The 21,712-nt window shown below is 68.4% G+C and carries 17 protein-coding genes; 7 read left to right on the forward strand and 10 right to left on the reverse strand.

Going from position 1 to position 21,712, the window contains the following annotated elements:
- Window position 1 precedes the first annotated feature (1 nt).
- The 5 genes from NUW50_RS01155 to xdhA form a co-directional block, all read right to left on the reverse strand.
- A complete protein-coding gene (locus NUW50_RS01155; RefSeq protein ID WP_258287218.1) occupies window positions 2-1,093 on the reverse strand; it encodes an ABC transporter permease in 1,092 nt (363 codons plus the stop codon).
- 108 nt (window positions 1,094-1,201) lie between these two features.
- Window positions 1,202-2,719, reverse strand: coding sequence for an ABC transporter ATP-binding protein (locus tag NUW50_RS01160; RefSeq protein WP_258287219.1), 1,518 nt, complete (start codon window positions 2,717-2,719; stop codon window positions 1,202-1,204).
- Window positions 2,716-3,684 (reverse strand): xanthine dehydrogenase accessory protein XdhC, encoded by a 969-nt coding sequence (gene xdhC / locus NUW50_RS01165; RefSeq protein ID WP_258287220.1) that lies wholly within the window; start codon window positions 3,682-3,684, stop codon window positions 2,716-2,718. Before xdhC ends, NUW50_RS01160 begins: the two co-directional genes overlap by 4 nt.
- Window positions 3,685-3,724: 40 nt before the next feature.
- Window positions 3,725-6,064: a xanthine dehydrogenase molybdopterin binding subunit gene (gene xdhB, locus NUW50_RS01170; RefSeq protein WP_258287221.1), complete on the reverse strand. Its 2,340-nt coding sequence runs from the start codon at window positions 6,062-6,064 to the stop codon at window positions 3,725-3,727.
- Window positions 6,061-7,437, reverse strand: coding sequence for a xanthine dehydrogenase small subunit (gene xdhA / locus NUW50_RS01175; protein ID WP_258287222.1), 1,377 nt, complete (start codon window positions 7,435-7,437; stop codon window positions 6,061-6,063). Before xdhA ends, xdhB begins: the two co-directional genes overlap by 4 nt.
- A 194-nt stretch (window positions 7,438-7,631) precedes the next feature.
- On the opposite strand from xdhA, the gene NUW50_RS01180 reads away from it, so the two are divergent.
- Window positions 7,632-8,024, forward strand: coding sequence for a VOC family protein (locus NUW50_RS01180; RefSeq protein WP_258287223.1), 393 nt, complete (start codon window positions 7,632-7,634; stop codon window positions 8,022-8,024).
- A gap of 18 nt (window positions 8,025-8,042) precedes the next feature.
- Here the strand turns inward: NUW50_RS01180 and NUW50_RS01185 are convergent, their stop codons facing one another.
- The 4 genes from NUW50_RS01185 to NUW50_RS01200 all read right to left on the reverse strand — a co-directional run bounded on the left by NUW50_RS01185 (window position 8,043) and on the right by NUW50_RS01200 (window position 13,018).
- A complete protein-coding gene (locus NUW50_RS01185; RefSeq protein ID WP_258287224.1) occupies window positions 8,043-8,735 on the reverse strand; it encodes a hypothetical protein in 693 nt (230 codons plus the stop codon).
- Window positions 8,732-12,187, reverse strand: coding sequence for a DNA polymerase III subunit alpha (gene dnaE / locus NUW50_RS01190; RefSeq protein WP_258287226.1), 3,456 nt, complete (start codon window positions 12,185-12,187; stop codon window positions 8,732-8,734). The genes NUW50_RS01185 and dnaE overlap by 4 nt, the downstream gene beginning before the upstream one ends.
- A gap of 9 nt (window positions 12,188-12,196) precedes the next feature.
- Entirely contained in the window at window positions 12,197-12,733 is a 537-nt protein-coding gene (locus NUW50_RS01195; protein ID WP_258287227.1) for a hypothetical protein, read from the reverse strand.
- A gap of 93 nt (window positions 12,734-12,826) precedes the next feature.
- Window positions 12,827-13,018: a SlyX family protein gene (locus NUW50_RS01200; RefSeq protein WP_258287228.1), complete on the reverse strand. Its 192-nt coding sequence runs from the start codon at window positions 13,016-13,018 to the stop codon at window positions 12,827-12,829.
- Between the two features lie 78 nt (window positions 13,019-13,096).
- On the opposite strand from NUW50_RS01200, the gene hisS reads away from it, so the two are divergent.
- The 3 genes from hisS to hisG are packed head-to-tail and all read left to right on the forward strand — an operon-like array spanning window position 13,097 to window position 16,490.
- Window positions 13,097-14,722: a histidine--tRNA ligase gene (gene hisS, locus NUW50_RS01205; protein WP_258287229.1), complete on the forward strand. Its 1,626-nt coding sequence runs from the start codon at window positions 13,097-13,099 to the stop codon at window positions 14,720-14,722.
- Complete coding sequence (locus NUW50_RS01210; RefSeq protein WP_258287230.1) at window positions 14,719-15,795, forward strand: ATP phosphoribosyltransferase regulatory subunit; 1,077 nt, start codon at window positions 14,719-14,721, stop codon at window positions 15,793-15,795. The genes hisS and NUW50_RS01210 overlap by 4 nt, the downstream gene beginning before the upstream one ends.
- Window positions 15,792-16,490, forward strand: a complete 699-nt coding sequence (gene hisG, locus NUW50_RS01215; RefSeq protein WP_258287231.1) for an ATP phosphoribosyltransferase — start codon at window positions 15,792-15,794, stop codon at window positions 16,488-16,490. The genes NUW50_RS01210 and hisG overlap by 4 nt, the downstream gene beginning before the upstream one ends.
- Before the next feature lie 54 nt (window positions 16,491-16,544).
- Here hisG and NUW50_RS01220 read toward each other — a convergent pair whose 3' ends face one another.
- Complete coding sequence (locus tag NUW50_RS01220) at window positions 16,545-16,970, reverse strand: DUF1489 family protein (RefSeq protein ID WP_258287232.1); 426 nt, start codon at window positions 16,968-16,970, stop codon at window positions 16,545-16,547.
- A gap of 198 nt (window positions 16,971-17,168) precedes the next feature.
- Here NUW50_RS01220 and NUW50_RS01225 point away from each other — a divergent pair, with 198 nt between their 5' ends.
- The 3 genes from NUW50_RS01225 (at window position 17,169) to NUW50_RS01235 (ending at window position 21,689) form a co-directional block, all read left to right on the forward strand.
- A complete protein-coding gene (locus NUW50_RS01225) occupies window positions 17,169-19,439 on the forward strand; it encodes an adenosylcobalamin-dependent ribonucleoside-diphosphate reductase (protein WP_258287233.1) in 2,271 nt (756 codons plus the stop codon).
- Window positions 19,440-19,549: 110 nt separating this feature from the next.
- Window positions 19,550-20,467, forward strand: a complete 918-nt coding sequence (locus NUW50_RS01230) for a lipid A deacylase LpxR family protein (protein ID WP_258287234.1) — start codon at window positions 19,550-19,552, stop codon at window positions 20,465-20,467.
- 109 nt (window positions 20,468-20,576) lie between these two features.
- Complete coding sequence (locus tag NUW50_RS01235) at window positions 20,577-21,689, forward strand: Hint domain-containing protein (RefSeq protein ID WP_258287235.1); 1,113 nt, start codon at window positions 20,577-20,579, stop codon at window positions 21,687-21,689.
- Window positions 21,690-21,712: the final 23 nt, after the last annotated feature.

Consider the following 21,712-nt stretch of genomic DNA (forward strand, 5'->3'; position numbering starts at 1 on the left):
GTCAGACGCCTCCTCTGGTCTGGCCGCTGCCCAGCCGGATGCTGAAATTGGTCAGCACGTCCAGCGCCAGCAGGAAGAACAGCAGCATCCCCTGGAATGCCAGAATCGCCGCCGAGGGCAGGCCAAGCTGGCCCTCTGCAATGCCGCCGCCGATATAGGTCAGCGCCATCAAGAGCGCGGCCAGCAGGATGCCGACCGGATGCAGCCGGCCCAGGAAGGCGACGATGATCGCGGTGAACCCGTAGCCGACGTTGAAGTCGATCGAGACGATGCCCGAGGGTCCCGAGACCTCGAACATGCCCGCCAGCCCGGCCAGCGCGCCCGAGACGCCAAGGCAGATGACGATCAGCCGCTTCGGATCGACCCCCGCAAAGCGGGCCGCGCGGGGCGCCAGGCCGGTGACCTTGATCTGGAAGCCCAGAAGGTGCCGCGCCAGCACCACATAGGCGCAGATCACCGCGATCAGCGCCGCGATGACGCCCCAGTGGATGCCGGTGCCGGGCCAGATCTCCAGATTGGCCGCCGCCGGATACTGGCTCAGGTTGCGGCTGCCGGGGAAGCCGAAGCCGTCCGGGTTCTTCATCGCGCCCAGGGCCATCGAGGCCAGCAGGTTCTCGGCCACATAGACCAGCATCAGCGAGACCAGGATTTCCGAGGTGCCGAACGTGACCCGCAGCAGCGCCGGGATCATCGCCCAGAGAAAGCCGCCCAGGGCCCCCGCGATCACCATCAGCGGAAAGATGTACCAGCCCTCGGCCGGATAGAAGCCAAGACCCACCGCAGCGCCGCAGAGCGCGCCGACGATGTATTGCCCCTCGGCGCCGATGTTCCAGATCCCGGCCCGGAAGCCCAGGGCCAGCCCGGTCGCGATCAGCACCAGCGGCGCGGCCTTCACCGGCAGCTGGCTGCGGTAGTAGAAGGCGTTCTTGCCCATGATCGGGTCCCAGAAGATGGTCCGGATCGCCACCAGCGGGTCCTTGCCCAGGGCCGCGAACAGCAGCCCACCGGCGATCATCGTCAGCAGAACCGCCAGCAGCGGCGTCGCCAGCGCCCAGCCGCGTGAGGGCATCGGCCTGCGGACCAGCCGGATCATCGGGCCGCTCCGCAACCGCGGGCGCGGCGGCGCCGCTTCACCTTCGAAATATCCCCGCCGGAGGTTCCGGCGCCGGCAGCCCGCGCAGGGGCCGGGGTTCCGTGCCGCTCAGACATGCGCCACCTCCATGCCATGTGCGCCGCCCATCATCAGGCCGATCTCGTCCACCGTCAGCCCCTGCGCCGGGCGTGGCGCGGTCAGCCGCCCCTCGTTCAGCGCCGCGAACCGGTCCGAGATTTCCAGCAGCTCGTCCAGGTCCTGGCTGATCGCCACCACCGCCGCGCCGCCCGCCGCGCGGTCCAGCAGCGCCTGCCGGATCGCCGCCGCCGCCGAGGCATCGACACCCCAGGTGGGCTGGTTCACCACGATCACCTCGGGCTGCTGCGAGATTTCCCGCCCGATCACGAATTTCTGCAGATTGCCGCCCGACAGCGCCCGCGCCGCGACATGGGTGCCGGGGGTGCGGACGTCGAAATTCTCGACGATCTCCTCGGCAAAGGCCCGCGACAGCGTCCAGTTGATGAAGCCGCCCTTGGCCAACCCGCGCCGCAGCCAGCCCGACAGCACCGCATTCTCGACCAGGCTCATGTCCGGCACCGCCGCATGGCCCAGCCGTTCTTCCGGCGCCGCCACCAGCCCCAGCCTGCGCCGCGCCACCGGCCCCAAATGCCCGGCCGCGGCGCCGCCGATCCGAACCGCGTCCCTTGGCGCCTTCAACTCGCCCGAGAGCGCCGCCAGCAACTCGTCCTGGCCATTCCCGGCGACCCCGGCGATGCCGAGGATTTCCCCGGCCTGCACCGTGAAGGAGACCTGTTTCAGAGAGGTTCCGAAGGCATTGGGCGAGGCCACCGACAGCCCCTCGACCTCGAGCGCCACCGCGCCCGGCGCCCGCCCGGCCCGCTCGGGCGGGGTCAGCACCGCGCCGACCATCATCTCGGCCAGTTCCCGTGCCGTCTTCTCGCGCGGGTCGCAACTGGCCACCACCTTGCCACGCCGCAAGATCGTTGCGCCGTCGCAGAGCGCGCGGATTTCCTCCAGCTTGTGCGAGATATAGAGGATGGCGGTCCCTTCCGAAGACAGTTTCCGCAGCGTTTCGAACAGGATGTCGACCTCTTGCGGGGTCAGCACCGAGGTCGGCTCGTCCATGATCAGCAGTTTCGGATCCTGCAGCAGGCAGCGCACGATCTCGACCCGCTGGCGTTCCCCGGCGCTCAGATCGCCGACCAGCCGCGACGGGTCCAGCGGCAGGCCGTAATCCTCCGAGACCTGCCGGATCCGCGCCGCCAGATCACGCAGTTTCGGCGGGTCCTCCATGCCCAGGGCGACGTTCTCGGCCACGTTCAGCGCCTCGAACAGCGAGAAATGCTGGAACACCATGGCGACGCCGCCGGCGCGGGCCGCGTGCGGCGTGGCGGGGGCGAAGGGCGCGCCATGCAGGCTCATCTGCCCGGCGTCGGGCTTGACCAGACCGTAGATCATCTTGACCAGGGTCGATTTCCCGGCGCCGTTCTCGCCCAGCAGGGCATGGACCTCACCCGGGGCGACCCGGAACGAGACGTCGTCATTGGCGACCACGCCGGGGTAGGCCTTGGTCAGCCCGTCAATGGCGAGCAGCATCTCCGTCACCCGGTCGCATCCTTTGCGTCAGTGGCCGTCTCTCTCAGGGAAAGTAGATCGGCAGCAAGGCCGACGGCAATGGCTTGTGGATGTTTGCCGAAGGATTTCCGCCCAATCGGGCAGCAAATGCCTGAAATCGCGGCGTCGGAATGGCCGAGCTGCCGCAACCGGCTGCGGAACCGGGCCCATTTCGAGGCCGAACCGATCAGCCCGCACCAGCCGAAGCCGTGCTGCAGGGCGGCGTGGCAGAGCTGCAGGTCGATCTCGTGGCTGTAGGTCAGGATCAGATGCTGCGCCCGGGGCGGGGCATAGGGCAGGGCGGCGGCCAGGTCGGCGGCGACCAGCGGATCGACGCCGTCCGGCAGGCTGTCCGGGAACCGCCCGGCCGCGGTGTCGGCCCAGGTGATCCTCCAGCCCGGCAGCGCCGCCATCAGCCCGACCACCGCGCGCCCGACATGGCCGGCGCCCCAGACCCAGAGGTCCTGCCCGGGCGGGCTGAAGGGTTCGACCATCCAGCCGTTCAGCACCCCCGGAGCGACGCCGGTGCCATTGCGCAGGGCGGCCTGCCAGCGGCGCACCGCCAGCGGCGGCGGCTCTGCCTCTCCGGCGGCCGTGCCCGGCAGCGGCCGGGCATGTCCCTCTCCGGTCAGGCCCGCCAGCCGGTCGCGGTCCCAGAGTTCGGTCAGCAGGGTCACCGCCCCGCCGCAGCACTGGCCAAGCCCGGGGCCCAGCGGCACCCGGTCGAGCCGGTCCTGCCCCTGGGCAAGGGCCTGCCGGGCCCGCCCGGTGGCCTGCAGTTCCAGCGCCCCGCCGCCGATGGTGCCGGACTGGCCGCCGTTTTCGGCACCGACCCAGACCAGCATCGCGGCGCCGACCTCTCGCGGGGCCGAGCCCTGCACCTCCGCCACGACGATGCGGGCCACCGGCCCATGCCGGGCCACGGCGTCGGACAGGGCGGCGCGATCCAGGCTCATCCGCCCGGCTCCGCCACGCCGCGACATTGTCCCGCGCCGGTCATCGGTTGATCGCCATCAGCAGCCGCTCGGCGGTGGCGGGGGCGTCGAGGGAAGGGTAGTCCCCGCGCACCGAGGCCACCGCATCCGACAGCGCCAGGAAGGCCGAGACCCCCAGCATCAGCGGCGGCTCGCCCACCGCCTTCGAGCGATAGACGGTCGCGGCCCGGTTGGCGCATTTCCAGAGCGCCACGTTGAAGACCGGAGGCCGGTCGGAACAGGCCGGGATCTTGTAGGTCGAGGGCGCATGGGTCCGCAGTCGGCCGGAACCGTCCCAGACCAGTTCCTCGGTCGTCAGCCAGCCGGCGCCCTGCACATAGCCGCCCTCGATCTGGCCGATGTCCAGCGCCGGGTTCAGCGAGGCGCCGCAGTCGTGCAGGATGTCGGCCCGCAGGATCCGGTTCTCGCCGGTCAGCGTGTCCAGCACCACCTCGGTCACCGCCGCGCCATAGGCGAAGTAGTAGAAGGGCCGGCCGCGCCCGGCGATCCGGTCCCACTCGATCTCGGGCGTCTTGTAGAAGCCCGAGGCGCTCAGGCTGACCCGGTTCTCGTAGGCCAGGGCAACGGCATCTTCGAAGCTCATCTCGTCGCCGCCGACCCGCACCCGGTCATCGGCAAAGACCACGTCCTCGGGCCTGGCCTGATGCCGTTCGGCCAACAGCACCGCGATCCGGTCGCGGATCTGGTCGCAGGCCGCCTGCACCGCCATCCCGTTCAGATCCGATCCGCTGGACGCTGCGGTGGCCGAGGTGTTCGGCACCTTGCCGGTATCGGTCGCGGTGATCCGCACCCGGTCGATGCTGACGCCGAACCGCGCCGCCGCCACCTGGGCGACCTTCTGGAACAGGCCCTGTCCCATCTCGGTGCCGCCATGGTTCATCAGGATCGAGCCGTCCTGATAGACATGCACCAGCGCCCCGGCCTGGTTGAGATGGGTCAGGGTGAAGGAAATCCCGAATTTCACCGGGGTCAGCGCCAGGCCCTTCTTCAGCACCGGGTTGGCGGCGTTCCATTCCGCCACCGCCCGGCGCCGGGCGTGATAGTCCGAGGTCTCGACCAGCTGCCCGACCAGCCCGTGCAGGATGAAATCGGTCACCGGCTGATGATAGGGTGTCACCTGGACTTCCGTGCCTGCGCCCCGCTTTACCTCGGAAATATCCTCGGAGGGGGTCCGGGGGAGGCCGACAGCCTCCCCCGGCGCCTCGGCATAGAAGTTCCTTTGCCGCACTTCCAGCGGGTCGAGCCCCAGTTCGGCCGCGACATGGTCCATCACCCGCTCGATCCCCAGCAGGCCCTGCGGTCCGCCGAAACCGCGGAAGGCGGTGGCGGACTGGGTGTTGGTCCTCAGCCGGTGGCTCTCGATCCGCATTGCCGGGATCGCATAGGCGTTGTCGGCATGCAGCATGGCGCGGTCGGCGACCGGCAGCGACAGATCCATGCTCCAGCCGCAGCGGGTCCATTGGGTGAAATCGACCGCCAGGACCCGGCCCTCGGCATCATGGCCGACCTCGTAGGCGATCCGGAAATCGTGACGCTTGCCGGTGATCTGCATGTCGTCGTCGCGGTCATAGCGCATCTTGGCCGGGCGCCCGAGCCGCGACGCGGTCAGCGCGCAGGCGATGGCCAGCGGGTTGCCCTGGCTCTCCTTGCCGCCGAAGCCGCCGCCCATGCGCCGGGTCTCGACCCGCACCGCGCTCATCGGCACATGCAGGGCATGGGCCACCTTGTGCTGGATCTCGGTCGGATGCTGGGTCGAGGAATGGACCAGCATCTGGCCGTCCTCCTGCGGCAGCGCCAGGGCGGCCTGGCCTTCCAGGTAGAAATGTTCCTGACCGCCGATCTCGATCCGGCCGGACAGCCGGTGCGGCGCCGCGGCCAGCGCCGCGGCGGTGTCGTTGAACTCCCAGATCCGCGGTCCGTCCTCGAAGCGGCTGTCGGCGGCCAGCGCCTCTTCGATGGTCAGGATCGGTTTGCGCTCCTCGACATGCACCTTGCCCAGACGGGCTGCGCGGCGGGCGGTCAGATGGCTGTCGGCCACCACCAGGAACACCGGCTGGCCGAGGTAATGGATGTCGCCGGTCGCCAGCAGCGGCTCATCGGCATTCGAGGACGAGCAGTCCGGCATCTCGGGGAAGTCTTCGGCGGTCCAGATCGCCCGGACCCCGGGCAGGGCGCGCGCGGCGGCCAGGTCGAGCCCGGTGATCCGCCCGGCGGCCACCGGCGCCAGGCCGAAGGCCAGGTGCAGGCAGTCGGGCGGGACCGGGATGTCGTCGACATAGCGGGCACTGCCGCGCACATGCAGTTCGGCCGCGTCCTGCGGCAGCGGGGCTCCGACGCTCATTGTCCCACCTCCAGCACGTTGACCGGCTGTCCCTGATCTTCCAGGAAGTAGCGCATCAGCAGGTTGCGCGCGGCCTGGGCCCGGTAGCGGGCCGAGGCGCGCATGTCGCTGAGCGGGGTGAAATCGCCGTCGAGCGCCGTCATCGCGGCGCGGACGGCGGCTTCGGACCAGTCCTTGCCCAGCAGCGCGGCCTCGGCGCCGGCGGCGCGTTTCGGGGTGCCGGCCATGCCGCCGAAGGCAATCCGCGCCTCGCTGACCCGGCCCGCGTCCAGGCGGATCGAGATGCAGCCGCAGAGCGCCGAGATGTCCTGATCGAAACGTTTCGAGATCTTGTAGGCCCGCAGCCGGTCTTCCTGCCGGGGGATCGTTACCGCTTCGACGAATTCGCCGGGGCGGCGGTCCTGCTTGCCGTAGTCGAGGAAGAAATCCTCCAGCGGCAGGCTGCGCCGCTCGGACCCGCGCCGCAGGTGCAGGGTGGCGCCGAGCGCGATCAGCGCCGGCGGGCTGTCGCCGATCGGCGAGCCGTTGGCGATGTTGCCGCCGACCGTCGCGGCGGCCCGGACCTGGGCCGATCCGAAGCGGCGGATCATCTCGGCAAAACCGGGGTGATGCGGGGCGATGGCCGGTTGCAGCTCGGCCAGGGTCGTCATGGCGCCGATCCGGATCTCGGTGTCGGAAACGCTGACGCCGCGAAGATCGTCGATTCCGGCGATGAAGGCCGGTTCGGGCAGGTCGCGGAGCTGCTTGGTGACCCAGAGACCGATATCGGTGGCGCCGGCGATCAGCGTCGCCCCGGGATGCGCCAGATACCAGTCGGCCAGCTCGTCGGCGCTTCGCGGCAGGAAGGCGGCGTCGCTGTCGGTGATGCCGCGCGGCGGCAGGGCGCCCGAATCATCCAGCCAGGCCGGTACCGGGGTTTCCTCGATCGCGCGGGCGGCGCGGATGATCGGCGCATAGCCGGTGCAGCGGCAGAGGTTGCCCGTCAGCCGGTCGTCGTGATCGCGCTGGCCATTGGCATGGGCGGTCGCCATCGACATGACGAAGCCCGGCGTGCAGAAACCGCACTGGCTGCCGTGATGGGCGACCATCGCCTCCTGCACCGGATGCGGCTGGCCCTCGGGGCCGGTCAGCCCTTCGACCGTGCGCACCGCCTTGCCGTCGAGCTGCGGCAGCATCAGGATGCAGGCGTTCAGCGCCCTGCATCCGGTTTCGTCGGTGACCATCACCGTGCAGGCGCCGCAGTCACCTTCGTTGCAACCCTCCTTGGTGCCCGTCAGGCCGCGCGTCTCGCGCAGCCAGTCCAGCAAGGTGCGGGTCGGGGGCTGATCCGCGATCCGCTGGGTTTCTCCGTTCAGAAGAAACGCAATGTCCATGTCTGTCAGTCCGCCGCCGTCTTTGCATCCCGACCACCGTCGCCCCCCGCCCGATGCGGCGTAAAGCAGGGAACTGGGCCGGATCACAGCAAAGCCGGGATTGGCGCCGGGATCAAGTCTCCTGTCGCCTGCGGCTTCCCGAAACCGGGCAGCGGGCCTTGTTGCACTGCTGCGGTCCGGCTAGGCATGCGCCCATGCAATCGCCCGACCCGTTCACGCCGCAGGCCCTGCACCATGTCCAGCTGGCGATGCCGGAAGGCGGTGAGGCCGTGGCGCGCGAATTCTATGGCGGGCTGCTGGGCCTGCCCGAGGTCGCCAAGCCCGCGGTGCTATCCGGGCGTGGTGGCGTCTGGTTCGAGAGCGGCGGCCTGCGGCTGCACCTTGGCGTGGCGCGGCCTTTCGTTGCGGCGGCCAAGGCGCATCCGGGTCTGGCGCTGGCCAGTGTCGCGGCGCTCGAGGCGCTGGCGCGGCGGCTGGAGGAGGCCGGAACCGCGGTGATCCGCGACCCGGATTATCCCGGCTATCGACGGTTCTACGCCGCCGATCCCTTCGGAAACCGGCTCGAGTTCCTGACGCCCGAGCTCTGACCCCGGGCCGTGTCCGGTTCAGCCGCTGATCGAGGCCGCGATCAGGCGTCCCTCGCTCATCAGCATCACGAACCAGCCGGCCTCGGCGCCATAGCGGGGATAGAAGGTGACGAAGGCGGTCTTCCTCTGCATCGCCGCAAGCCGCGAGGCCGGGCAGGGCGTGCCACGCGTGGTGCCGCAGATCTGCGCCTTCAGGGCTTCATAGCGGGTGTCGGTCTCGGACCAGGGGGCGCGGTTGTCCTTGCGGTAGCGCCAGGTCTCGTGCAGCGCGGCGGTGCCGAACAGGCCGAGCGCGCCGGTGACCCGGCGCGGGCAGCCATCCTTGAAGCCGGTGACGTAATGGTTGCGCGGTCCGGTGGCCTCGGGGTCGGTGTCGTGGAGCTTCCATTGCGCGGCCCCCCTGGCCGGATAGCGCGCCACGACCTGTCCCAGGGCGCGGCCACGAACGCCGCAGGCGGTGGCCACCTCGCCGAAGGGCAGCGGCTGATCGGAGGTCCGCGCCGCAGCCACCTCGCCGTCTGCCGGGTCGCCTGCCGCCGGCTTCGCCTCACCGGCCGGTGCCCCGGCCGAAGCGGTCTTCTCATCCGGACTCGCGGAAGCGTCTTCCGGGGCCGATTCGCCGGCCGGCGCGGCGCTGCCGTCCCCGGGCATGGTCTCCATGCAGCCCGTCAGCAGCAGGCACGCCAGCGACAGGGCGCGCGCGGCGCTCAAATCTCTTCCACCAGCACCACGCCGGGCAGCGATTTCAGCGCTCCCTTGATCTGCGGCGTCAGGGCAAAGCCTTCGTCCGGCGTCACCTCGACATCGCGGCCAAGGGCCGGATCGGCGATGCAGAAGGTCACCGCGCCCGAGGTACTGGCGCCCTTTGCCATCCGGTCCAGCAGGCTGCGCACCGAGGCGACCGCCTCGGCCTCGTCGATGAAGACCTTCAGCGCCATTCCGGCGCCGCCCACCACGCCTTCGATCGGCGCGACCGAGCGGCCCACCGGATCGAATCCGCCTTCGCCGAACCGCGCCTCGAGCGTCATGATGACGCTTGTGGTCTGCTCGAACACCGCCCGGCAGCTGTCGAAATCCTCGGGGAACAGCGCGATGCCGCTGACCTGCCCGGTCGGGTCGGAGATGTTCATCCGGAAGAACCGGGTGCCCTTGCCGGATTTGCGCTCCTGCAGGGCGCTGACCAGCACCCCGCATCGCCCGACCGCGCCGCCCTCGCGTTCGGCCTTTTCCTGCAATTCGGCGAGGGTCAGCATGTTCTTGCGCTTCAGCGCCGACATGTAGTCATCCAGCGGGTGGCCCGACAGGTAGAAGCCCACCGCCTTGTGCTCTTCGCTCAGCCGTTCGGCGGGCAGCCAGTCCTCCTGCGCCGGCAGACGCGGTTCCGGCAGGTCCTCGCCCGCCTCGCCGAACAGCGAGACCTGCGCCGAGGCGCGCTGTTCGTGCACCGCACCCGACCAGGCGACCAGCGCGTCGAGCCCGGCCAGCACCCGGGCGCGGTTCGGGTCGAGCTCGTCAAAGGCACCGGCGCGGGCCAGCATCTCGAGCGGCCGCTTGCCCAGCCGCTTCAGATCGACCCGGCGGGCAAAGTCGTAGAGCGTCGAGAACGGCTTCTCCTGCCCGTCGACCTGCCGCGCAGCCTCGATCATCCGCATCGCCTCGATGCCGACGTTCTTCAATGCGCCGAGAGCATAGTGGATCTTGCCGTCCTTCACGGTGAACATCGCGCCCGAGCGGTTCACGCACGGGGCGACGATCTCGATCCCCAGTCCGCGGCGGACCTCTTCGGCATAGGTCGACAGCTTGTCGGTCAGATGCAGGTCGCAGTTCATCACCCCGGCCATGAACTCGACCGGGTAGTTGGCCTTGAGCCATGCGGTCTGATAGCTGACCACCGCATATGCCGCCGCGTGCGACTTGTTGAAGCCGTAGTTTGCGAATTTCTCGAGCAGGTCGAAGACTTCGCGGGCCTTCTTCGGATCGACCCCGTTGGCCTTGGCGCCGGCCTCGAACTTGGGCCGCTCCTTGGCCATTTCCTCGGCGATCTTCTTGCCCATCGCCCGGCGCAGGAGATCAGCGCCGCCAAGGCTGTAGCCGGCCATCTCCTGGGCGATCTGCATAACCTGTTCCTGATAGACGATGATGCCCTGCGTCTCTTCAAGGATGTGGTCGATCAGCGGGTGGATGCTCTCCCGCTTCTTCAGCCCGTTCTTCACCTCGCAATAGGTCGGGATGTTCTCCATCGGGCCGGGCCGGTAGAGCGCCACCAGCGCCACGATGTCCTCGATGCAGGTCGGCTTCATGCGCCGCAGCGCATCCATCATCCCCGAACTTTCCACCTGGAACACGGCCACGGTCTTGGCGCTGGCGTAGAGCTCGTAGGTCTTGGGATCGTCCAGCGGGATCGCGCCGATGTCGATCTCGACCCCGCGTTGCCGCAGCAGGTCCAGCGCGTTCTGGATCACCGTCAGGGTCTTCAGCCCCAGGAAGTCGAACTTGACCAGCCCGGCCTGCTCGACCCACTTCATGTTGAACTGGGTTGCCGGCATGTCCGAGCGCGGGTCGCGGTAGAGCGGCACCAGCTCGTCCAGCGGCCGGTCGCCGATCACCACCCCGGCGGCATGGGTCGAGGCGTTGCGATACAGCCCTTCGATCTGCATCGCATAGGTCAGCAGACGGTCGACGACCTCTTCCGACTTCTTCTCGGTGCGGAGACGTTCCTCCATCTCCAGCGCCTTCTCGATCGACACCGGCTTGACGCCCTCGACCGGGATCAGCTTCGACAGCCGGTCGACCTGGCCATAGGGCATCTGCAGCACCCGCCCGACGTCGCGCACCGCCGCCTTCGACAGGAGCGCACCGAAGGTGATGATCTGGGCGACCTTCTCGCGCCCGTATTTCTCCTGCACATACTGGATCACCTCTTCCCGGCGATCCATGCAGAAGTCGATGTCGAAGTCGGGCATCGAGACCCGCTCCGGGTTCAGGAAGCGTTCGAACAGCAGCGAGTAGCGCAGCGGGTCCAGATCGGTGATGGTCAACGCATAGGCAACCAGAGAGCCGGCACCCGAGCCGCGCCCCGGCCCGACCGGAATCCCCTGTTCCTTGGCCCATTTGATGAAATCGGCAACGATCAGGAAATAGCCGGGGAAGCCCATCTGCTTGATGATGCCCAGTTCGAATTCCAGCCGCGCCTCATACTCCTCGACACTGGCCGCATGCGGGATCACCGCCAGCCGGGCGGCCAGGCCTTCGCGGGCCTGACGGAACAGTTCCTCGACCTCGTCCTCGGCGAATCTCGGCAGGATCGGTTTCCGCTTCTCGACCTTGAAGGCGCAGCGGCGGGCGATCTCGACCGTGTTGGCGATGGCCTCGGGCAGATCGGCGAAGAGGGCCTGCATCTCGCTGGGGCTCTTGAAGAAATGCTGCGGCGTCAGGCGGCGGCGCGGGGTCGGCTGATCGACATAGGCGCCTTCGGCGATGCAGATCAGCGCGTCATGCGCCTCGTACATCTCGGCCTTGGGAAAATAGACGTCATTGGTGGCGACCAGCGGCAGGTCGCGGGCATAGGCGATCTCGACATGGCCGCGTTCCGAAAGCCGCTCGTCCTCGGGCAGGCCCTGGTCGCCGGGATGGCGTTGCAGCTCGATATAGAGCCGGTCGGGGAAAGCCTCGGCAAGGCTGGCGACCAGCGCTTCGGCCTTGGCCCTGTTGCCGTGGCGCAGGAGCCGCCCGACCGGGCCGTCGGGGCCGCCGCTCAGGCAGATCAGCCCCTCGGTATGCGCCGCCAGTTCGTCCAGCGTGACATGGAGCAACTCGCTGCCCTGCCGCAGGTAGAGGCAGGAGTTCAGCTTCATCAGGTTCAGATAGCCGGCCTCGTTCTGCGCCAGCAGCACGATCGGCGCCGGGTCGCGGGGCCGCTCGCCCGGGGCCGCCGGGTCATATTCCAGCGAGACCTGGCAGCCGATGATCGGCTGGATGCCCTTGGCCGCGGCATGGGTCGAGAACTCCAGCGCCGCGAACATGTTGTTGGTGTCGGTCATCGCGACGGCGGGCATCCCGACATCGGCGGCCATCTGGGCCAGTTTCTTGACCGGCAGCGCGCCTTCCAGCAGCGAATGCTCGGTATGGGTGCGCAGGTGGATGAAGCGGGGTGACTCGGCCATGTCCCGGTTCTAGGCGCTGGCGCGGCCGGGGAGAAGGGGGCGGAGGTGGATCAGCAACGCGGCGGTGATCAGCGCCAGCATCAGCAGGAGCTGGACCCAGTTCGACCAGGCCGGGCGCGCCACCATGTCCCAGACGATCACGAAGAGCAGGATCACGTCGCCGCGATGGACCCGGGCCAGCCGATGCGCCGCCGCGATCCCGGCGGCGGTGGCGCCCAGTTCGGCGACCTTTCTGGACAGCGGGCCCAGCAACCCGCCACCGATCCCGGCGGTGCAGAGCGTGCCGGCCAGCCCCAGCAGAACCCAGGCCTCGCCGAAGTTGTCGCCGCTCCAGGCCAGCCAGAGCCCGCTGGCCAGAACCGCCGCGCCGCCCGGCATGAAGACCCGCGACGCCAGATAGGCGCTGTCGGCCACCGCCGCGACCAACGCGGTGTCATTGCCCGAGCGGGCCGCCCGTGTCGTCAGCAGCATCGCCCCCAGGCCGGCGCCGACCCAGGCCACCGCGATCCCGACATGCAGGACATTCAGAAGCGGGTAGATGTCCATGGCCGGACCTCCGAATTCGGCCGGCCCGTTGCCGGTCGGGATGGGGGGCAATGCCCGGCGCCATGCGACGACCGGGCCGTGCCCTAAGGGCGCCTACCAGTGCGGCGGCTTCTGATCGGCGAGTGTGACGGTTCCGTCGGCCTCGCGTTCGGCCTCGCGCTCCATCAGCAGCGCGACGCGGCGGTTCAGCCGGTCGATCTCGCGGTCCTGTCGGGCAACCACTTCCGAGAGGTCCTCGACCGCCCGGATCAGATGCGCGACCTTTTCTTCCAGTGCTTCGCTCATGCTGTGTCTCCCGAGTCTCGGTGTTGCCCCGCAACACCGGTTCCGCTATGCCCCGCGGCGACCGCCGAGGGAAGCCCGATGAGCAAACAGAAAAAGCCCGCCCGCCCGCGCGCCGAGACCCCGAAAGGGTTCCGTGACTATTTCGGCGCCGAGGTGACGCAGCGCCAGGAGATGCTGGCGAAGATCGCCGCGGTCTATCATCGCTATGGCTTCGATGCCCTGGAGAGCCCGGCGGTGGAAACCGTTGAGTCGCTGGGAAAATTCCTGCCGGACGTGGACCGGCCGAACGAGGGCGTCTTTGCCTGGCAGGAGGATGAGGACAAGACCTGGCTGGCGCTGCGCTATGACCTTACGGCGCCGCTGGCGCGGGTCTATGCGCAGCATCGCAACGATCTGCCGACGCCCTATCGGCGCTATGCCATGGGGCCGGTCTGGCGCAACGAAAAGCCGGGACCGGGGCGGTTCCGGCAGTTCTATCAATGCGATGCCGATACCGTCGGTTCGGCCAACCCGGCGGCGGATGCCGAGATTTGCGCGATGCTGGCGGACTGCCTGGAAGCTGTGGGCATCGAGCGCGGCGACTATCTGGTGAAGGTCAACAACCGCAAGGTATTGAACGGCGTCATGGAAGTGGCCGGGGTTCTGGACCCTGCCGACCCCGAGAAATTCGCCGAAGAGCGCGGGATCGTCCTGCGCGCCATCGACAAGCTCGACCGGCTGGGACCGGAAGGCGTGCGGGCGCTGCTTGGGGACGGCCGCAAGGACGGGTCCGGGGATTTCACCAAGGGCGCCGGGCTATCGGACGACCAAGCCAGCATTGTTATGCGCTTTGTTGTAGCCAACAGTGAAATTGAGAAAGCCGTCGGAGAGATCGCAACTGACGTGATAGGCGAGGGCTTGCCTTATAGTCGCTTCGTGAGAGCACTCTCTTCTTTCGATGAATCTACCGGCCGACCGTTGGGCATCGACCCAGCGGCTGGCGTTTATCGAAGTCTCGCAACGACGAAGTATTTGCGTGAGATCGTTGGACACTCAAGAGCTGGCCTTGAAGGTGTTGACGAACTTGAAGAAATGGCCTCTCTCCTGTCAACTCAGGGCTACGGCCCAGATCAAATTGTCATCGACCCCTCCGTCGTGCGTGGCCTGGGCTACTACACCGGCCCGGTGTTCGAGGCCGAGCTGACCTTTGAAATCCGGGACGAGAAGGGCCGTGCCCGTCAGTTCGGCTCGGTCGCTGGCGGCGGGCGCTATGACGATCTGGTCAAGCGCTTCACCGGGCAGGCGGTTCCGGCGACCGGGATGTCGATCGGTGTCGACCGGCTGCTGGCGGCGCTGACCGCCAAGGGGCGGCTCGACGCGCAGGCCGAAGGCCCGGTGGTGGTCACGGTGATGGACCGCGACCGGATGGCGGATTACTTCGCGATTGCCTCGGAACTGCGGCAGGCCGGGATAAGGGCCGAGGTCTATCTGGGCAATCCGAAGAACTTCGGCAACCAGTTGAAATATGCCGACGCCCGCGGTGCGCCGATCGCGATCATCGAAGGCGCCGACGAGAAGGCGAACGGGGTGGTGCAGGTCAAGGACCTGGTGCTGGGCGCGAAGATCGCCGAGCAGGCCTCGGTCGAGGAATGGAAATCCCAGCCTGCGCAACGGGAAGTGCCGCGTGGCGATCTGGTTGCCACCGTGAAGCGGATGCTCGGATGAAGGCGGCGGCGCTTGCCGAGGCGGCGCGGATTTCGGCCCGGTTCGCCGAGGCGGGGGCAGAGCCGTTCGAGGCCGATATCCTGCAACCGGCCGCGACCCTGCTGGACCTCTATGGCGAGGACATCCGCGCCCGCGCCTATGTGACGACCGACCCGCTGCGCGGCGAGCTGATGCTGCGTCCGGATTTCACCCTGCCGGTGGTCGAGATGCACATGGCACGGGGTGCCGACCCGGCGCGCTATCGCTATCAGGGCGAGGTGTTCCGGCGTCAGGAAACCGATGACGGTCGGCCCTCGGAATATCTCCAGGTCGGCTACGAGGTCTTCGACCGCTCGGACCCTGCGGCGGCGGATGCCGAGGTGTTCTCGCTGTTCTCGCAGGTGCTCGACGGGGTGCCGGCGACCCCGGTGACGGGAGATATCGGGATTCTGATCGCCGCGGTGCGGGGGCTGTCGACTTCCGAGGCCCGCAAGGCGGCGCTGATGCGGCATATATGGCGGCCGGCGCGGTTCCGGGCGCTGCTCGACCGCTATTCGGGCCGCACTCCGGTGCCGCCGACCCGGCAGGCCCTGCTTCAGGCCGAGGATCCGATGCAGGGCGCCGGGCTGTTGCTGGGGCTGCGCGGCGCCGACGAGATCGCGGCGCGGATCGAGGCGCTGCGGGCCGATGCCGCCGAGCCGCCGCTGGGGGCCGGTGAAGTCGCGGTGCTGGGGGCCATCCTGACGCTGAAGGGCAGTGCCACCGGCGCCCTGGCCGCGCTGCGCGATCTGATCCGGGAGATGCCGGCCATCGCCGCGGCGATCGAAGGGCTGGACCGGCGGCTCGATGCCTTGGGCAAGCGCGGGGTCGAGGTGGATTCGCTGGCCTTCGAGGCCAGTCATGGCCGTTCCGCGATGGAGTATTACGACGGCTTCGTGTTCTCGTTCCAGGGGCCCGGCGACCTGCCGCCGCTGGCTACGGGGGGGCGCTATGACGCGCTGACAAGGGTGCTGGGCCGGGGCCGCTCGATCCCTGCGGTCGGCGGTGTGATCCGGCCCGATCTTGTGGTGCAGGCACGCGAGGCCCGGGGATGACGACCGAAGGGATCAAACTGGGCCTGCCCTCCAAGGGGCGCCTGCAAGAGAAGTGCTTCGACTGGTTCGCCGGGCGCGGCGTGGTGCTGAAACGCACCGGCGGCGATCGCGAATACTCGGCCGAGGTGGAAGGCGCCGAGGGCGTGTCGCTGGTGCTGCTCTCGGCCGGGGAAATCCCGCGTGAGCTGGCGGCCGGGCGGCTGCATCTGGGCGTGACGGGGTCTGACCTGGTGCGCGAGAAGCTGCCGCGCTGGCAGACCCAGGTGGCGGAAGTGGCGCGGCTGGGGTTCGGCCGCGCCGATCTGGTCATCGCGGTGCCGAAGGCCTGGGTCGATGTCGATACGCTGGACGATCTCGATGCCGCCTGCGCCGCGTTCCGGGCCGTGCATGGGCACCGGCTGCGGATCGCCACCAAGTATCACCGGCTGGTCCGCGAGTTCCTGAAGGCGCAGGGGGTGGCGGATTATGCGCTGGTGGACAGCCAGGGCGCGACCGAAGGGACGGTGCGCAACCTGACCGCCGAAGCGATTGCCGACATCACCACCACCGGCGCGACCCTGGAAGCCAATCACCTGAAAATCCTGGCGGATGGGCTGATCCACTCGTCCGAGGCGGTGCTGTTCCGGTCGCTGAAGGCCCCCGGCGAAGCGGCGGCGCTGGAGGCGTTCCTGCGGCGCCTGGGGGTTTCGGAGTAGCGCGGGGCAGGCTTTGCCAGGGGACCGTCCCGGCGCATTGTCCCGCATCGAGGCTCAGCGCACCCCGAAGGCCGCCAGCGCCTCGGCCATTCCCGGCGGCAGGGTGTCGTCGCCGGGGCGCTCGGCACCCAGGTCGGCCGGCGCCTCTTCCGGTTTCAGGTAGCGCCAGCCCTGGAACGGGCGGCGCGGCGCAGGCTCTGTCCGGATCACCTCGGGGTCGAGCACCAGCCCGCATCTGCGGATGCCGTCGCCCCGGTCCACCGCGTCGAAGCGCAGAATGCGCTGCCGGCCCAGCACCAGCCCCTTGATCACCCAGTAGAGACTGCCGCCATCCAGCACCTCGGCCTCGCGCCGGGGCCACATCCGCGTCACATGCCGCCGCTCGCCGCCAGGGTAGGGAGAAGGGTGCGTGCGCTGCCAGTCGAGAAGATCCTCGACCGATGTGGCGCCGACACAGAGCTTCAGGATGTGGATGGTCATGCGATTCCCTCGATGTGCCAACAATAGGCCCCAGATGCAGAGGTTCAAGCCGGTGTGGGCGCTACATGTTGTAGCCATGCCGCGGGTGGCAACTAGTTGCAGTAGAAAGCGCAGTCTGTGGTGGCGAACGGTCCGGGCTTGCGATACCGTCTGAATCCTGCTTTTCCCCGCGGACAGACCCTCCAAGGAACCCAACGCATGACTCGTTTCGCCGCCCCGATTTCGCAACAGATCTGGGACATGAAATACCGGCTGAAACAGGCCGACGGCACCGTGGTGGATGCCTCGGTCGAGGACACCTGGCGCCGGATCGCGCGGGCGCTGGCCGAGGTCGAGGCGGAGCCGGCGGTCTGGGAAGAGCGTTTCTACGCGGCGCTGGAGGATTTCCGGTTTCTGCCGGCGGGCCGGATCCTGGCCGGGGCCGGAACCTCGCGGACGGTGACCCTGTTCAACTGTTTCGTCATGGGGACGATTCCGGACAGTCTCGACGGTATCTTCAGCAGCCTGCGCGAGGCCGCGCTGACCATGCAGCAGGGCGGCGGCATCGGCTATGATTTCTCGACGATCCGGCCCAAGGGTGCGGGGGTCAAGGGCGTGGCGGCGGATGCCTCGGGGCCGCTCAGCTTCATGGATGTCTGGGACGCGATGTGCCGGACCATCATGTCGGCCGGGTCGCGGCGCGGCGCGATGATGGCGACGATGCGCTGCGATCACCCGGATATCGAGCGTTTCATCGACGCGAAGAGCGATCCGGCCCGGCTGCGCAACTTCAACGTCTCGGTGCTGGTCACGGATGCCTTCATGGCGGCGGTCAAGGCGGATGGCCCCTGGGATCTGGTCTTTGACGGCAAGGTCTATCACACCCTGAACGCCCGCGACCTGTGGAACAAGATCATGCGGGCGACCTTCGACTATGCCGAGCCGGGGGTGATCTTCATCGACCGGATCAACGCCGCCAACAACCTGAACTATGTCGAGACCATCGCCGCGACCAACCCCTGCGGCGAACAGCCCCTGCCGCCCTATGGCGCCTGCCTGCTGGGCTCGATCAACCTGGCCCGGCTGGTCCGCAACCCGTTCGATGCTACGGCGGGGATCGACGGCGAGGAACTCGACGCGCTGGTCCGCACCGCGATCCGGATGATGGACAATGTCATCGACGCCAGCCGCTTCCCGCTGCCCGCGCAACAGGCCGAGGCGCAGGCCAAGCGGCGGATCGGGCTGGGTGTCACCGGGCTGGCGGATGCGTTGCTGATGACCGGGCTGCGCTACGGCTCGGACGAGGCGGTGGCGATGACCGAGACCTGGATGAAGGCGATTGCCCGCGCCGCCTATCTGGCCAGCGTCGATCTGGCCAAGGAAAAGGGTGCCTTTCCGCTGTTCGAGGCCAAGGGCTATCTCGCCTCGGGCAACATGATGCAGATGGACGCCGATGTGCGCGAGGCGGTGGCGGAACACGGTATCCGCAACGCGCTGCTGACCAGCATCGCGCCGACCGGAACGATTTCGCTCTATGCCGGCAATGTCAGCTCGGGGATCGAGCCGGTCTTTGCCTATGCCTATTCCCGCAAGGTGCTGCAGAAGGACGGCAGCCGGACCGAGGAAGAGGTGGTCGATTATGCCGTGCAGATGTGGCGCGACCTGAAGGGCGACGCGCCGCTGCCCGAGCATTTCGTCAACGCCCAGACCCTGGCCCCCGCCGACCATGTCCGGATGCAGGCGGCGGCGCAGAAATGGGTGGATTCGAGCATATCGAAGACGATCAACTGCCCCGAGGACATCTCTTTCGAGGATTTCAAGGATGTCTACATGCAGGCCTGGGATCAGGGCTGCAAGGGCTGCACGACCTACCGGCCGAATGCGGTGACCGGCTCGGTCCTGACGGTCAGCGAGGACAAGCCCGAGGAATCCCGGACCCCGGTGCCGGTGTCCGAAGGCGAGGTGATCTATATTTCCGAGCCGCTGGACCGGCCGCAGGAGCTGGAAGGGCAGACCTACAAGCTGAAATGGCCCGACAGCGAACATGCGATCTACATCACCATCAACGACATCATCCTGAACGGGCGGCGCCGGCCTTTCGAGGTCTTCATCAACTCGAAGAACATGGAGCATTTTGCCTGGACCGTGGCGCTGACCCGGATGATCTCGGCGGTGTTCCGGCGTGGCGGCGACGTGAGTTTCGTGGTCGAAGAACTGAAGGCCGTCTTTGACCCGCGCGGCGGCGCCTGGATGCAGGGCAAATACGTCCCCTCGATCCTGGCGGCCATCGGCGGGGTCATCGAGCGGCATCTGGTGGCGATCGGCTTCATCGAAGGCGAGGGGCTGGGGCTGAAGGCCGATCCGCAGGCCGAAGGCACCCGTTTCGACGCGCCGCGCGGCAAGTCCTGCCCGTCCTGCGGCAGCTATGAAATGCGGATGGTCGAAGGCTGCATGACCTGTGCCAGCTGCGGGTTCTCGAAATGTGGATGATCGGTCACAGTCGATCCTGAAACGCAACCCGAAGCTGTGCCGCCGCGCGGGTTTGAAGTAAGCCCGTTGCTGTCTGCCTGGGGGGGCGATCTGTCATGCTTGGAGGCTCCATGCGCCGCGCCCTCGTCTGTCTGACCGCCCTTCTTGTCAGTGCTGCCTCACTTGCCACGCCTGCTGCCGCGGGCGACCGGGTCACGCTGGGCTGGGGGCGGCTGTTCAACAACGATGCCTTGGGTGACATGAAGGACCGCTGGCGCACCGGCGGCTATGTCGTGTCGCTGGTCAGGGGCCGTGACTGGTCGGGCGTCTATCCCGACCGGCCTGGCGAGATGATCGAATTCCGGATTCGGTCCGAGGTGATCGCGCCCGCCAACCTCGTCAATCCGGTGGCCGGAGACCGGCGCTATGCCGGGGTGCTGTCGCTGGGCATGCATACACATTTCAGCTACGGCGCCCTGGAGAACTCGGTTGGCGTCGATCTGGTCGCGATCGGGCCGATGACCGGGATCGGCAGTTTCCAGAAGACGATGCACAACGTCTTCGGTCTGGACGAGCCGACGGTGCTCGACGACCAGCTGGGCAACCAGGTGCATCCGACCCTGACCGCCGAGACGGGGCGGACCTTCCATATCTCGGACCGGCTCTCGGTGCGGCCCTTCGCCGAGATGACCGCGGGGGTCGAAACCATGGCCCGGATCGGCGGCGATGTGCTGATCGGCGGAGTCGGGCAGGGCGACATCCTGCTGCGCGACGTGGTGACCGGGCAGCGCTACCGGGCCTCGAACGATGGCGTCAGCGGCCTGTCCTTCGCACTGGGCGGCGATATCGCCAAGGTCTACGACAGCGCCTATCTGCCCGAGGACCAGGGCTATACTCTGAGCGACAGCCGGGTCCGTCTGCGCGCCGGGGTGAACTGGCAGGGCGAGCGCGCGGCGGTCTTCTATGGCGTGACCTGGCTGGGTGAGGAATTCGAAGGCCAGCCGGAAGGCCAGATGGTCGGCTCGCTCCGGTTGCATCTGAGGTTCTGAGAACACAGGTTCCTTCGCACCGCGAGCCCGACGGGACTATTCCCTTAACAGGATGAACTTCGCCCGATAGCCTGCCGGCAATAAAAAAGAAAACGGCAGGCATACAGGTATGGGGACGGGCTCTCGCGGCACGTTTGCCATCGCATGGTCAGACACCGAAATCGACGGGCTCCCCGGGGCGCCGTTCGAGGAGCTGACGATCGGGGCAAGCTGGAGCTGGAACGGGCAGGCGGTCCGGGTTGACGGTCCGCAGGACGTGCTGGTGCTGGACGAGGCGCATGGCGCGGCCGAATTGCGTGACCGCGCCGGGCTGCGGACACCACGGATCGTCGGCATGGCGGCGGCGCGGGGGCCGAACCGCGACGACGGGCTGCTGGACCCGGACGGGCCGCTGCGCGACGGATTCACCGTGACCGACGGGCGCCGGCAATACCCGGTCGCGGTGCTGCGCAATCCCGCCACCGGGCGGATGCTGCTGGCCTTTCCCGGCGCGATGCCGCCGCCGGCGACCGAGCTCTGGGTTACGGCGATGACCGAGGCGCCAAGGCACGAGATCAAGCAGGACGCGAAGGCGGTGATCTGCTTCACCCAGGGGACCAAGCTGCGCACCCCGGATGGCGATCGCCGGGTCGAGGATCTGGCGCCGGGCGACAGGGTCATCACCCGCGACGACGGCGCGCAGGAGGTCTACTGGGTCGGCTCATCGGTGCTGACCGGGGCGCGTCTGCATGTCTCGCCCGAGCTGCGGCCGATCCGGATCCGGGCCGCCGCCCTGGGCAGCGACCTGCCCGACGGCGAGCTGCTGGTTTCGCCGCAGCACCGGGTGCTGGTGCGGGGCCGGGCGGCCCGGGCGCTGTTCAATACCGACGAGGTGCTGGTCGCGGCGGCCGACCTGATCAACGATCACTCGATCACCACGGTGCATTCGCTGAAATCGCTGACCTATTACCACCTGGCGCTGGCCCGGCATCAGGTGGTCTGGGCCAATGGCGTGCCCTCCGAGAGCTTTCATCCCGGCGAGGCGGCGCTGTCGCGGCTGGAGGGGCAGCAGCTGGAGCGCCTGCTGCGGATGTTCCCCGATGTCGCCCGCGACCCGGCCCGCTATGGCGCCCCGGCCCGGCGGATGCTGACCCGGGCCGAAGCGGCGATCCTGCGCCACGATCTGCCGAAGGAACTGCGGGGCCTGTCGAGCGGACGGCCTGCAGGTGCCGGGGCCCATTGACTCGGCCGGCGCAGCGGCTATAA

It is taken from the genome of Frigidibacter sp. ROC022 (assembly GCF_024723735.1).
Classification (GTDB): Bacteria; Pseudomonadota; Alphaproteobacteria; order Rhodobacterales; family Rhodobacteraceae; genus SLM-1.

Excerpts from the sequence above, each read along its gene's own strand:
- NUW50_RS01155 (WP_258287218.1), bottom strand. The coding sequence starts at position 1,093 with ATGATCCGGCTGGTCCGCAGGCCGATGCCCTCACGCGGCTGGGCGCTG.
- xdhC (WP_258287220.1), bottom strand. The coding sequence starts at position 3,684 with ATGAGCCTGGATCGCGCCGCCCTGTCCGACGCCGTGGCCCGGCATGGG.
- xdhB (WP_258287221.1), bottom strand. The coding sequence starts at position 6,064 with ATGAGCGTCGGAGCCCCGCTGCCGCAGGACGCGGCCGAACTGCATGTG.
- xdhA (WP_258287222.1), bottom strand. The coding sequence starts at position 7,437 with ATGGACATTGCGTTTCTTCTGAACGGAGAAACCCAGCGGATCGCGGAT.
- NUW50_RS01180 (WP_258287223.1), top strand. The coding sequence starts at position 7,632 with ATGCAATCGCCCGACCCGTTCACGCCGCAGGCCCTGCACCATGTCCAG.
- dnaE (WP_258287226.1), bottom strand. The coding sequence starts at position 12,187 with ATGGCCGAGTCACCCCGCTTCATCCACCTGCGCACCCATACCGAGCAT.
- NUW50_RS01195 (WP_258287227.1), bottom strand. The coding sequence starts at position 12,733 with ATGGACATCTACCCGCTTCTGAATGTCCTGCATGTCGGGATCGCGGTG.
- NUW50_RS01200 (WP_258287228.1), bottom strand. The coding sequence starts at position 13,018 with ATGAGCGAAGCACTGGAAGAAAAGGTCGCGCATCTGATCCGGGCGGTC.
- hisS (WP_258287229.1), top strand. The coding sequence starts at position 13,097 with ATGAGCAAACAGAAAAAGCCCGCCCGCCCGCGCGCCGAGACCCCGAAA.
- NUW50_RS01210 (WP_258287230.1), top strand. The coding sequence starts at position 14,719 with ATGAAGGCGGCGGCGCTTGCCGAGGCGGCGCGGATTTCGGCCCGGTTC.
- hisG (WP_258287231.1), top strand. The coding sequence starts at position 15,792 with ATGACGACCGAAGGGATCAAACTGGGCCTGCCCTCCAAGGGGCGCCTG.
- NUW50_RS01220 (WP_258287232.1), bottom strand. The coding sequence starts at position 16,970 with ATGACCATCCACATCCTGAAGCTCTGTGTCGGCGCCACATCGGTCGAG.
- NUW50_RS01225 (WP_258287233.1), top strand. The coding sequence starts at position 17,169 with ATGACTCGTTTCGCCGCCCCGATTTCGCAACAGATCTGGGACATGAAA.
- NUW50_RS01230 (WP_258287234.1), top strand. The coding sequence starts at position 19,550 with ATGCGCCGCGCCCTCGTCTGTCTGACCGCCCTTCTTGTCAGTGCTGCC.
- NUW50_RS01235 (WP_258287235.1), top strand. The coding sequence starts at position 20,577 with ATGGGGACGGGCTCTCGCGGCACGTTTGCCATCGCATGGTCAGACACC.